Origin of the sequence: Collinsella sp. AF23-2 (assembly GCF_003459245.1) — a bacterium.
Taxonomy (GTDB): Bacteria; Actinomycetota; Coriobacteriia; order Coriobacteriales; family Coriobacteriaceae; genus Collinsella.
This window is the reverse complement of sequence record NZ_QRVG01000023.1, coordinates 1-12,750: the sequence shown is the minus strand read 5'-3', so window position 1 is coordinate 12,750 and position 12,750 is coordinate 1. Positions and strand designations below refer to the sequence as shown.

The 12,750-nt window shown below is 56.0% G+C and carries 10 protein-coding genes; 8 read left to right on the top strand and 2 right to left on the bottom strand.

The window, feature by feature from the left end; genetic code table 11:
* Positions 1-11 precede the first annotated feature (11 nt).
* Both glgP and malQ read right to left on the bottom strand, forming a co-directional pair.
* Positions 12-2,279 carry a glycogen/starch/alpha-glucan family phosphorylase gene (gene glgP, locus DWY03_RS08425; protein WP_117840443.1) on the bottom strand — a complete coding sequence of 756 codons (2,268 nt, stop codon included), beginning with the start codon at positions 2,277-2,279 and terminating at the stop codon, positions 12-14.
* 128 nt (positions 2,280-2,407) lie between these two features.
* Entirely contained in the window at positions 2,408-3,985 is a 1,578-nt protein-coding gene (malQ, locus tag DWY03_RS08420; RefSeq protein ID WP_255413150.1) for a 4-alpha-glucanotransferase, read from the bottom strand.
* A 291-nt stretch (positions 3,986-4,276) separates the two neighbouring features.
* On the opposite strand from malQ, the gene DWY03_RS10360 reads away from it, so the two are divergent.
* The 8 genes from DWY03_RS10360 (at position 4,277) to DWY03_RS08380 (ending at position 12,280) form a co-directional block, all read left to right on the top strand.
* The gene (locus DWY03_RS10360; RefSeq protein WP_084591805.1) at positions 4,277-4,870 is read left to right on the top strand and encodes an ATP-binding protein; all 594 of its coding nucleotides are present in this window, start codon (positions 4,277-4,279) and stop codon (positions 4,868-4,870) included.
* A 327-nt stretch (positions 4,871-5,197) separates the two neighbouring features.
* Positions 5,198-5,734 carry a hypothetical protein gene (locus DWY03_RS08410; protein ID WP_035137761.1) on the top strand — a complete coding sequence of 179 codons (537 nt, stop codon included), beginning with the start codon at positions 5,198-5,200 and terminating at the stop codon, positions 5,732-5,734.
* 8 nt (positions 5,735-5,742) lie between these two features.
* Positions 5,743-6,072, top strand: coding sequence for a helix-turn-helix transcriptional regulator (locus DWY03_RS08405; protein ID WP_052044110.1), 330 nt, complete (start codon positions 5,743-5,745; stop codon positions 6,070-6,072).
* A gap of 701 nt (positions 6,073-6,773) precedes the next feature.
* A complete protein-coding gene (locus tag DWY03_RS08400; RefSeq protein WP_035137759.1) occupies positions 6,774-7,694 on the top strand; it encodes an ABC transporter ATP-binding protein in 921 nt (306 codons plus the stop codon).
* Positions 7,694-8,512: a hypothetical protein gene (locus DWY03_RS08395; protein ID WP_117564851.1), complete on the top strand. Its 819-nt coding sequence runs from the start codon at positions 7,694-7,696 to the stop codon at positions 8,510-8,512. Before DWY03_RS08400 ends, DWY03_RS08395 begins: the two co-directional genes overlap by 1 nt.
* On the top strand, positions 8,509-9,297 hold the full coding sequence (locus tag DWY03_RS08390) for a hypothetical protein (protein ID WP_035137757.1): 789 nt from the start codon (positions 8,509-8,511) through the stop codon (positions 9,295-9,297). Before DWY03_RS08395 ends, DWY03_RS08390 begins: the two co-directional genes overlap by 4 nt.
* 66 nt (positions 9,298-9,363) lie before the next feature.
* Positions 9,364-10,662, top strand: coding sequence for a radical SAM/SPASM domain-containing protein (locus DWY03_RS08385; RefSeq protein ID WP_117840442.1), 1,299 nt, complete (start codon positions 9,364-9,366; stop codon positions 10,660-10,662).
* Complete coding sequence (locus DWY03_RS08380; protein ID WP_084591801.1) at positions 10,646-12,280, top strand: ABC transporter ATP-binding protein; 1,635 nt, start codon at positions 10,646-10,648, stop codon at positions 12,278-12,280. The genes DWY03_RS08385 and DWY03_RS08380 overlap by 17 nt, the downstream gene beginning before the upstream one ends.
* Positions 12,281-12,750: the final 470 nt, after the last annotated feature.

Sequence of the window (12,750 nt, the reverse complement as noted above, 5' to 3'; positions counted from 1 at the left end):
AGGGGAATGGGTTAGTCCAGGTGCCAGATCTCGTCGTTGTACTGGGAGATCGTACGGTCGGACGAGAAGGTGCCGGCGTTGGCGATGTTGATCAGCGCCTTGCGCATCCAGACATCCTGGTCCTCGTAGTCGGCCAGCACACGCTCCTTGGTCTGGATGTACTCCTCAATGTCGAGCAGGGCCATAAACCAATCCTTGCCCTTGATGTCGTCGTGCAGGCGCTGCAGACGCTCGGCGTTGCCGGTCGCCATAAAGGCGGGGTTGGTGATAAAGTCCACCAGCAGCTTGATGCCGGGCTTGCGGTAGAGCGCGCCGGCGTCATAGGTGCCGTCGGCGTAGAGTTGCTCGACCTGCTTGGACGAGGCGCCAAAGGTGTAGATGTTCTCGTCGCCGACGAGCTCGGCGATCTCCACATTGGCGCCGTCGAGCGTGCACAGGGTCAGGGCGCCGTTGAGCATGAACTTCATGTTGGAGGTGCCGCTCGCTTCCTTGGAGGCCAGGCTGATCTGCTCGGAGATGTCAGCAGCGGGGATCACGCGCTCGGCAGCGGTGACGTTGTAGTTCTCGATCATGACAACCTGCAGGTAGGGGGCCACGTCGGGGTCGTTTGCAATCCACTGCGACAGCGTCAGGATCAGATGGATGATGTCTTGGGCAATGGTGTAGGCAGGAGCCGCCTTGCCGCCAAAGATGATGGTGACGGGGTGCTTAGGCTTATTGCCGTTCTTGATGTCGAGATACTTCCAGATGATGTAGAGCGCGAGCATCTGCTGGCGCTTGTACTCATGGATACGCTTGACCTGAACATCGATGATGGCGTTGGAGGGAATGGTCACGCCCTGCTCGAGTGCCATGAACTGGCGCATGATGCTTTTGGCCTCGACCTTGGTGGCGGCCAAGCGCTCAAGAACATCCTTGTCGTCGGCGAAGTCGGCGAGCTTGCTCAGGTCGCCGGTGCTACGCCAATCGGTGCCGATCACGTCGTCGAGCAGGCTGGCGAGCGCGGGATTGGCGCCATGGATCCAGCGGCGGAAGGTGATGCCGTTGGTCTTATTGGAGAACTTCTCGGGATAGATCTCGTAGAACGGATGAAGCTCGGTGTCCTCCAGGATCTTGGTGTGGAGTGCGGCGACGCCATTGATGGAGAAGCCAAAGTGGATGTCCATGTGGGCCATGTGGACGGTCTCATACTCGTCGATGATGGCAACGCGCGGGTCATCGTGCTCGGCCTTGGCAATCTCGTCGAGTTTGACGATGATGTCGGCGATGGCGGGGGAGACCTTCTGCAGGCTGGCGAGCGGCCACTTCTCGAGCGCCTCGGCAAGGATCGTGTGGTTGGTGTAGGCGACCATGGAGCGCACGATGGCAACGGCCTCGTCAAACTCAATGTCGTGCTCGGTGGTGAGCAGGCGAATGAGCTCGGGGATGACCATGGTGGGGTGCGTGTCGTTAATTTGGACCACGGCGTAGTCGGCCAGATCGTGCAGATTGCTGCCGCGCTCGATGGCCTCGTCGATCAGGAGCTGGGCGGCGTTGCTCACCATAAAGTATTCCTGGTAGATGCGAAGCAGACGGCCCTGCTCGTCGGAATCGTCGGGGTACAGGAACAAGGTGAGGTTCTTGGCAATCTCGGTCTTGTCGAAGTCGATGGAGCTGCCGGGGACCAGGCCGTCGTCGACGCTCGCCAGGTCGAACAGGCGCAGACGGTTCTTGGTGGGCTGGCCGTAACCGGGCACGTCGATGTTGACGAGCTTGGAGGTAACGGCAAAATCGCCGAACTCGACGGTGTAGGAGCGGTCGTCGTCGACTAGGATGTCCTGCTCACCGAGCCACTCGTCGGGGACGGCCTTCTGCTGGTTGTCGACAAAGCGCTGGCGGAACAGGCCGTAATGGTAGTTGAGGCCCACGCCATCGCCGGTCAAGCCCAGCGTGGCGATGGAATCCAGGAAGCATGCGGCCAGACGGCCCAGGCCGCCGTTGCCGAGCGACGGTTCGACCTCGAACTCCTCGATCTTGTTGAGGTCGTGGCCCGCGGCGGTGAGCTGGTCCTTAACCTCGTCATAGATGCCAAGGTCGATCATATTGTTGATGAGCAGCTTGCCGATCAAAAACTCGGCAGAGATGTAGTAGAGCTTTTTCTTGCCGTTGTTGAGAGGACAGGCGGCAGAGCGCTCCTGCACGAGCTTGGCCAGCAGCTTATAAATACGACGGTCATCGAGCTGCTCGAGCGAGGTGCCAAAGGACTGCTCGGCAAGATCCGCAAGATTGATACGGGGCATGTTTCCTCCTGTGATGGGTTGATTACATGTCAGAAATTCAAAAGAAGCCCGCGCGAGGGATTGGAGTGGCCTCGCGCGGGGAAAACGGACGCGTCCGCACGATGGGGTGGGGTCGGGCGCGGTGGCTCCTATTGGGGAAGCTCAATTTCGTCTTCCGACGGGATGCGGAAGTAGGTCTCGGTCCAGCCGGTGAGCTTGTGCTCGAGCTCGCGGGTGATGGCGCCATCGAGCATGCGCCAGGTCCAGTTGCCGCCCATGGTGGCGGGAGTGTTGATGCGCGCCTCGTTGCCCAGGTTGAGCAGGTCCTGCATGGTGTAGATGCAGGTATCGCTTACGCTGGCGGCGATGGCGCGGTTGAGTGCATCGGCCATGGGCTCGCCTGCCTGCTGGTGGGTGTACAGGGCCGCCTGCTCGCGCTGACGCGGGGTGGCCGTTCCCTCAAACCAACCGCGCGCCGTCTCGTTGTCGTGTGTGCCCACATAGGCGACGGTGTTGGCAATGTAGTTGTGCGGCAGGTAGTACGAGTTGGTGCCCTCAAAGGCGAACTGCAAGATCTTCATGCCGGGGAAGCCCGAGTTGTCGCGCATGTCGATGACGCCGGGGGTGAGGAAGCCCAGGTCTTCGGCGATGATGGGCAGCGTGCCGAGCTTTTCCTCGAGCGTCTTGAAGAACTTGAGGCCGGGGCCCTGCGTCCACGAACCGTAGGACGAATCGGGTGAGGAGAACGGCACCTCCCAATAGGCCTCGAAGCCGCGGAAGTGATCCAGGCGGATGACATCGTACATGTCGAGGGCGGCGCGGATACGGCCCTCCCACCAGGAGAAACCGTCGGCTTCCATGGCGTCCCAGTCGTAGATGGGATTGCCCCAGTACTGGCCGGTGGCCGAGAACTGGTCGGGCGGCGTGCCGGCGACACTCACAGGATTACCGGCGGCGTCGATCTTAAAGAGCTCGGGCGTGGCCCACATCTCGACGGAGTCGCGCGAGACATAGATGGGCAGGTCGCCGATGATGAGGATATCGCGCTCGTTGGCATAGGCCTTGAGGCGGCTCCACTGACGATTGAAGAAGTACTGCGTCATCTGGTGGTAGAGCATGCGCGCGGGATGGGCGGCGCAGACCTTGGCAGAAGCCTCGCCGCGGGTACGGAGCTCTGCGGGCCACTCCCAAAAGGCCTTGAGACCGCACTCCTCCTTGACGGTCATGAACTCGCAGTAGGGGATGAGCCAGTCTTCGTTTGCTTGGACAAAGTCGTCGAAGTCGGCCGGCTTGTCGGCGGCAAAGCGCTCGGCGGCGCGGTCGAGAATCTGACGACGGCCACCAAAGATGGCACCATAGTCGACATTGCTGGGGTCGGAGCCCAGGTACACGCCGTCGATATCGCACTGCTCCAGATAGCCGGCCTCGATAAGCTCGGCAAAGTCGATGAAATTGGGGTTGCCCGCACGGGCCGAGAACGACTGATAGGGCGAGTCGCCATAGCTCGTTGTCGTAAGGGGGAGAATCTGCCAGTAATGTTGTTTGCACGAGGCGAGGAAATCGACAAAGTCATAGGCGTTCCAGCCAAAGCCGCCGATACCGTAAGGTCCGGGCAATGACGAAACGGGCATCAGAACGCCGCTTGCACGCTCCATGGATGCACTCACCGTCCTTTTGAATAAGGGGCTGCGCCGTAGATGGATAGACGGCTCGTCCCGAGTTTCCATTGCTATTGTCCCTATTGTAGAACATGTTGTTTAAACATGTATAGAGAGAATGAAAAAGTTGCCGACTTTCGGTGAATGGTAGTGCGCCATAGACGATATGAGTTGAACATTGGGAGCTCCTCCCCTTGCGGCTCTTTTGTGGGTCGGGCGACAATGGTCGTCGTCATTAAAGACCGGCTGCCAGCCAGGTTGCAACAATGCAAGAAGGGTTCACATTCAGTTGGCCGTTGACACAAACAATCGCGCGAAGACCTCGTCTTCTTCGGTAAGTCCAGGCGCGGCAAGACGCGCATGGCAGTCGCCCTCACGATGCGCGCGGTCGCCGCGGACATGTCGGTCAGGTTCTGGCAGACCGCGCAGCTGGTTCTCGAGCTCGGCAACGCGAAGCGCAAGGGAACGCTGTCGAAACTGTTGAACGACGTGTCGCCCGCGAGGCTGCTCGTGCTCGACGAGTTCGTCTACGTCCCCTGCGACGTAGACGGTGCGAGGGTTCTCTACCAGGTCATTTCCGTCCATGTAGTGCTCGTAGGCCGCGGCGTCGTCGGGCTCGTCGAAGGAGAGGGACTCCGTCCAGTCCCAGTAGGCCCCCGTCCAGGCGCCCCTGCGCCTGCCGGCCGGCGTCGTCTCGTCGAAGACGAGGCCGTGGCGCAGCAGGAACTTCGACATCCGCTGCTTGGCGTGTTGCAGGTCGTCGCGCGCGTCCTCGAGGGCGCTCGTCGGGGACCCACACCTCGACGACGTTGCGGCGCGCCAGCATGCGTGCCAGCCACTCGGCGTCGCGGCGGTCGTTCTTGCGGCCGCGGTCGGCCGCGGGCCGGTGCATCTTCGGGACCGCCCCGACGACGCAGCCGAGGCCGAGGGCCCGCAGCGCGCGGCCGCGGTTGATGGTACGACCATTGTCGCCCGACCCACGAGAGAGCTGCAAGGGGAGAGGCCCCAATGTTCAACTCATATCGTCTGTTGTGCCAGAGTCGCTCGGGAAAGCGCGACCGACGCAGCGCGCTGTTTTCCAGTCACATCCAGTTCGGGTTGATTTCAGCATGCGATAAGAAACTGGATTTGAATTTCGACTCGAAAGATGGGCAATGCTGATGAGAAACGCTTGGAGTTCGGGATTGCGCGGCGTGAAGCGACCCTCTTCTTATCGAGTTCGTTACAATGTAGGAAAAACAGTAAGTAAGAAGACCTCTGATTGCTTTAGGAGGAGCTGTGGTGAATAGCGCCCAGAAGATCGATAAGTCCATCCAGAAGATGATGACTCTCGGAAGAAGGCTTGGGATTCTGTTTACGGCGCTGTTTATAGCGGTGTGTTGCTGTTCGGTGGTGGTGGTTATTTCCATTGGGCTTATGGCTGCTCAAGGAAACCTATATGATCCATCAAAGACGGTTTCCGTAGTGGTTCCTTTGATGTATCTTCTGATTTCCGGAGGGGCCACATGGACCCTGCGGGGAATCAGCATGGACATGGCTCATGGCGAATCGCCCTTTACCCTTTCGCATGCTCGAAGAATCTCGATTATCGGGTGGCTGTTTGTTGCAGCGGCAATAGGTGACCTCTTGTTTTCTCCGGGGTTTCTTTCGATAGTGATTGGCCCCTTCGACTTGCTGGGGAACGCCTATTCGATGTTTGAAAACCTGGCCCTGCCCATAGATATTGGTGCTGTGCTGGGGGCCGTTTGCTGCTTCTCGATTTCTGCGATATGGCGCTACGGAGCTCTGCTTCAAGACCAGACCGAGGATTTGGTGTGAGGGGCGGCATGGACTATCTGATTATTGAGCTTGAAAGCTTATTGCTTCGACGCGGAAAGACGAGTACGGATATCATTCGGGCGACCGGGCACACACCGGCAAGTATCTCAAAAATACGAAATGGCAAGGTGAAGGCAATTAGGTTAAAGACATTGCTGGATATTTGCGTAGAGCTTGATTGCCAGCCTGGCGATCTTATTAAGCGCGTCAACGAAAGAGAACTTGAGGAACTGGCGACGCGGCGCGCCCGCAACGCGCTGAGCAGGGCGACCGCGACGGGTGATGACCCGGTCCTGGAGTCAGATCATGTTTACGTGGTCGATCTTAGAGACGACTGAGGCTGGAGAATAAAAAAGTATTGAGCAGGTGCAGCCCGTGAAAACAACGGTTTTCACGGGCTGTTCATTCAACGTCCTGCAGTGGCCTGTATTTCTCGCCGCGTCACTGGGGAACGAGAGAGTCATTTCCTGTGCTGGATGCAGGGGGGTGCTTACCTTGTGTAATATATAAATAAGCTTATATTGAAATATGATACATATCGAATTAGAATAATATTATCAATTCGGTATGCAAGGAAAGGAGGGAGAGATGGATTGGATTAACGAGCCGGAGGAAGGCGTTGCACCCGCGTGCGGCAACTGCTTCTTCTACGCGCACGGGGGATGCACGAAGAGGTGCCCCAATCAGTCCTGCACGTTCCGTTTCTAGGGGGCAGAGATGAACTGGCTTTCTACCGCGAAAGGAGGGGAATGAAATGGAATGGATTACCGAGCCGTCAGCCGGGGCTGAGCCCATGTGCAGCAATTGCTTCTTTTACGCGCACGGCAGCTGCAGCACCAAGTGTTCTTCACAGGAGTGCACTATCCGCTTTTAGCGGATAGTGCACGCCGTACGGCGTGCACAGACTGTTCAAAGATATTTTGGCCAGCAGCGCCTGAGGGGCGATGTGGCATTGCAATATGGGGGGCGAACCGACGTTACCTATAACCCCGCACAATTGCCATGTCGTCCCTTTTTATTGACGGGGAGGATGTCGTCCATGCGGGAAGTCCCAGTTGAATTGCGTGCCATATCCAAGAGATATGGCGGGTTTGAAGCGGTTAAATCAGTCTCGTTCTCTTTAATGGAAGGCGAGCTGTGTGCACTCATTGGGGAGAATGGTGCCGGCAAGAGCACGTTAATTCGATTGATCACGGGGCTTTCGGAGCCATCGTCAGGAACGATCTCGATGTTTGGGCAAACCGGGAGACGTGAAATACGGAGCTGCAGGGAAAGGCTGGGTTATATGCCCGACCTCAATGCTTCGTATCCTAATCTGACCGCGCGAGACAACTTGGTCGTTCGCTGTATTGAGTGGGGGCTTCCCACCGATCGTTCCATCGACGGTGTGTTATCAACCGTCGGTTTGGGGGAGGCCGGCGGGAAGAAAGTGAAGAACTTCTCAATGGGAATGAGGAGGCGTCTCGATCTGGCCATAGCGTTGCTGGGCGATCCGGAGCTGTTGATCCTGGACGAGCCGACAAACGGCCTGGATCCGATGGGGATAGTCGAAGTAAGAAAAATCCTTACGCATCTTAACAAAGATCAAGGTAAAACGATTCTCGTATCCAGCCACAATCTTGAGGAGATGCACAAGCTGGCAACTGATTACCTCTTCATAAGTCATGGTCGCCTCATTCGAAGGATGACCGCACCTCAGCTGGAAAAGTCATGCCGCGGTGGTTTCGTGTTGCATGTGGACGATCTGGAGCGAACGAGATCGGTTCTCGGAGATGAGACCTCACATTCTTTTCTGCCGGACGGCAGCGTCCTTATGCGCTATGAGGAGAAAAAGGAAGGGCGGGGCATTGCAATCGAAGCGCTCTCGACCGCAGGTGTGAGGGTTGCGGAGGCGTATTCTCATAGGAAGAGCCTTGAGGAGTTTTATTCGGAGCTCATCGGTCGAGAGAGCGAGCTGTGATGAAACGCGAGTTCATCTCAGCTTTTCGGAGCGAGGTATGGTTGCTCGCCAGGCACCCGGCGACCGCTCTGATGATTGCGCTTGCGGCTGTGCTGTATGTGGTTGCGGCTGCGACTTCGTCTGAGGTGCTGATCATGGTCGCCGGTGATGACCCGTATACGCTTGGAGGGGCTATAGGTTTTATTGGAAACCTAGTGGATGCAGGGGACGTTTTGGGCTCTGTTGCCCGGACGTCTTTTGCGTCTACAGTGGTCTGGATTCCGGTGACGATTCTCTACGCGGTTTACGCTACGTCGAGAGACTTTGAATCCGTGGCTTACGCCGTATCGAGATCGCGAGGGGTGTCGCAGGCGGCGATTGTGATCACGAAGCTGTTGGTGAACTGCACTCTGGTCGGTGCCGTGTATCTTCTTTCTACGACTGCGCTGTATTTAACCAAGATGGCCCAATGGGACGTTGGGGCCTCGTGCTCAGGGTTTGCCCAATTTGTATCGATTGCGCTGATGATCGCGCTGCTGCTCATTTCGATGTACGCCGCTACCTTCGCCCTGTATTTGCTCACGAGGAGTGTGGTGGCGAGCAGCGTCGTTGCAATAGCGGTTTCGACATTTGTGATGGTGTGGTTCCCAAGTACATACGGAAGCGGTCAGCCCAGCTTGCTGCTCATGCTCTCGCCCGTGTATTACCTGATGAACCTGTGTTCCCTGAGTATGCAGAATGTTGGTGTAATTCAGGTTTTGCTGTATGCGGGCGGCACTGTGCTTGTGTCGGTTGGAGTTGCGCTCGTCTCGCTATTTGTAAGGACGGCGGTTCGATGAATCTTGGGATGTCGGTCAGGGCGGAACTGTTCCGCGCAAGGAGAATGAAACTCGCCGTGATAATAGCGCTGATGTATTTGGGCATCGCGGGGATTTATGTGTTTGCCGGGTCCGGCGCATGGGTCTCCGCAGGGGGAGAGGGCCAGTTCTTTGGCTTTTCCGCCGATCCGGGCTATCTTTTCTCGATAGGGGTTGGGCCAACGGGTATCTCTTCCTGGCTAAGTGTCGTCTCCATGGCGCATACGGTGTTCTTCCCAATCGTCTCTGTTGTTGTGGCGGGGACGCTATTCGGTGATGCGACGAGCGTGTCGGCAAGGGGAGTTTCGATTGCTCGGGGCTTCCGCAGCTGGCAGCTGTTTGCGGCAAAGACATTGGCTTGCGAAGTGTATACGCTGTGCCCCTACATCGTGTTTACTCTCGGTGTCGCTGCGGTCTTTGCCGTGTGCTCCGGAAGCGGTCTAGACAGCCTTACGGTTGGTAATGTGACCTCGGCACTCCTGTCGAATATCGTTATAGACGCCGCTTATACGCTGATGGTTGCGGTTGCATATGAGGTGTTCAGGATCAGATCTCTTGTGTCGGGAGCCTTGCTGGTCGCAACGTTCGCGGGCCTTGTTATCGCGATGAGTTTCCCAACCGTTTTACCCCCGGTTCACATGGCTTATTGGATGAGGGCGTGCGGGGCTGCCGGCGGGACGGTCCTGATGGCTGCATGCGGCCATGCGGTCATCGTGTCGCTCGCATGTCTATTGCTGCTTTCGTGCAGTTTTTATCGAAGAAGGTAGTGCGCTGGCGTATGCGCAGCGTCTGAGGGTCGATATGGATTTGGTTGGAAATGGAGATGGTGCGAAGTGAAACTGTCGCAATTTAATGTGGTGCATGAACATAACGGAAGTCTTCTTATCATGAATGCGCGAACCGGCGGCATCCTGTCGTTAAATCCGGAATACGCGCAGAAATTCAAAAGGATTCAAGAAGGGGACGTTCGGGATGCCGATGATCTTGTCGCGGAGCTGATAAGGGGAGGCATCCTAGTCAATGAGGAGAGGGACGAGCTTGGGGAGATCAGGTTGCAAAGTCGCGCCGCGCGCTTTGCGAATACTGCTCTGTCCCTTACCATTGCGCCAACGATGGCTTGCAACTTTTGCTGTCCCTACTGCTATGAAAAGGGACAGGCGTACACGACGATGGGCGAGGAGGTTTTGACACAGCTCTCCAAGTTCGTGAAAGATTACTATCCTGGTATCGCAAGTCTCTCAGTTGGATGGTACGGCGGCGAGCCTCTGCTCGGAATGAAGATGATCGAACGGATTACGTCGGATCTGAAAGATGTCGTGGGGCCAACGTGTGAATATTCCCACTCGATAGTGACAAATGGCTATCTGCTGACGCCTGATGTTGCAAGGAGGCTCGCGGCATGTGGTGTGACGAGCGCGCAAGTGACTATAGATGGATCGAAGTCGGATCACGATTCGAGAAGGATTCTTCACGACGGAAGCCCTACATACGAACGTATTCTCAAGAACGTCAAAGAGTGTGCCGACATCATCGATATTTCGATAAGGAGCAACGTCGACAAGACCAACATCGAGGCCGCTCAAGAGCTATTGGATTATCTCGAGCTAAATGGCCTGATGAATAAGGTTCACTTCTATTTAGCCCCTGTTGACGATATCAATCAGGTATGTGCGAACGACAGCCACTGCTTTACTGTAAAAGAGTTCTCGTATGAGGAGACTGAGTTTTATAAAAGGGCAATTGCGCGGGGCTTCAAAGTTCAACCTTTTGGTGGGACGAATTTCGGGATATGTTGCGCCGTTGGAATCAACTCGTACGTGGTTGATCCCGTCGGAGATTTGTATAAGTGCTGGGATGACATTGGAATGAAGGAGCGGAGGGTCGGAACTATTTTCGAGCCGCCAATGTTGAGCAAGAACATGATTAACTGGATGGCATATGAGCCGGATGACCCGGAATGCCAAGAGTGCTTTGCTTTTCCCATGTGCATGGGAGGGTGCCCCAACCACGCCTTAAACGGTGAGGGGAAACGTTGCGTTTCCTTCCGGTATGATGCCGAGCAAAAAATGCTGCTCTCCCAGATGATGAATACGGCAAAACGGGGTGCGGGGCAAAATGAGGCTGATGCTTAATCTCTGTAGAAAATATATACTGGGCGGTCGATTCTACGCCTATCTTGTCGTAACAGTTTTGGTCGGGCTGCTTGCGCTTGCGGGTCCCTTTCTTACCGGCATAGTGGTAAACCGATTGGCGATGCCGGCCAGCGCCGATCTTGCCGCCGTTCTCGTTTGTTGCCTTATTTTGGTTGCGGTCCAAGCGGTTCGAGCGGGACTAGTGTATTGCTCAGAGATGCTGTACATCAACCTTCAGTCGCATGCGGGGTTCGGCTTAAATGCGGATACGCTTGAGCACGTGAAGCACCTTCCCCAGGCATTCTTCGAGGGCTTCAACGCGTCGTATTATAACCAGCAAATCAATCACGACGCTAATGACCTTGTCATCTTCGTAATCAACTCGGTTGTGGGGGTTTCAAGCAACGTTATCACCCTTTTGTCCGCCCTGTTTGTTCTCGGTAGCCTGAATATCAAGTTGAGTGTGGTCTGCCTTGTTCTTGCGGCAGCGAGTGCCGCTTTTTATGCGGTTTCACGCGCAAGGCTGTTTGAGAGAAGTTTTGACGTACAAGAGCAGAGCGCGAGGTTTTTTTCCTGTCTACAAGATCAGTTGGAGAAAGTTGATTTCATCCGCAAACATGCTTTGTTCGATAGGTCCCGCGCTGTACTGGTCGAAGCTTTTAATGGGCTCTATCCAACGATGAGAGCAAATCAGGAAGTAGGGTCTAGATTTACCTTTGGCAACGCGTTGGTCGCTTCCGCCGCTCAAGGATGTCTTCTTGCTGTGGGCGCGGTTGAAGTGATGGGCGGGAGACTGTTGCCTGGTTTTCTCGTGACTGCTGTTGGATATTATTCGAACTTAAGCTCAGCGGTACAGTATTTGTTGGGCTGGGGAAGGGATTACCAGACTAATCGCGTATGCTATGAGCGGCTGAAAAGAATTTGGGATGTCCCGGTGGAAGCGAATGGCAAATTGGCGCTTGGTCCGATTGAGGAAATCCGTCTAGAGAACATCAAGCTACGTTATCCAGGGGCGGAAAGGGTCGCGTTAAGCATTGAGGGGCTCGCGTTTTCCAGGGGTCGGCTATATGGAATCTCGGGGCCGAATGGTTCGGGGAAGAGCTCGCTGCTGTCAGTGATATTGGGGCTATATCCAGATGACACAGAAGGGGCCGTTCGCTACAACGGGGTGTCACAGCGTTGCATCGATCGATATGCATTGCGGCGGTGTCGAGTCAGCATTACGGAGCAAGAACCCCCTATCGTTGAGGGGACGATTCTCGATAATCTTACGCTGCTTTCTGATGATTACGAGATGGATAAGCTGAATCGGATGCTTGTCATATTGGGGCTAGACGAAATGGTTGCTTCTGTGGAGAACGGGGCAACGGCGATGCTTGACGGCGGGAAAGGAGGGGTGTCCGGCGGCGAGAAGCAAAAGATTGCAATTGTGAGACAGCTGTTGAAATCGCCGGACGTTATGCTTTTTGATGAACCGACCTCAGCACTTGATGCGAAGAGTCGAGGCGCGCTGATCAAATTGCTTCATGAAATTAAGAGAGACCATATTGTAATCGTTGTCACTCATGACGAGGAGATGCTTGCCGCCTGTGACGAGGTCATTTCGACGGCTGGATGATTATCGGATTGTGGCGTTGAAGACCAAGAAACTTGAAATGGCGTGGGCTCTGGGTAGGTCTCCACGGGTACGCCGTCGGTGCTGTACTCGACCGCCCGGCAAGAAGGTTTTATAGCGTGTTTCCCCAGAGAGGTCCCTTTGTCCGGTGGTGGCGAGGGGAGCCTCTCTTTTGCTCACCTCTTGCGGCGGAGGGGGACACCATGCGCCTATGCAGGACAAACTGCGCGTTCTTGTCGAATGATGGGCTATGTGTAGAGATGATGGTCTCGGGTAGAGGCCGTGTCGCGCTCGGCTGCGATGAGCCAGGCAATTCAATCTTCATCCGGGAGGGCCTTGGCAAGACAAGCAGGGCGAAGACCTTGGCGACGTTCGGGAGCCGTGTGGCGCCCGGCTCCACGCTCATCCACGACATGGAGCCGGGCGCCACACGGTGACGCATAATTTCTTTCGCAAATTGACAACCGCATAGC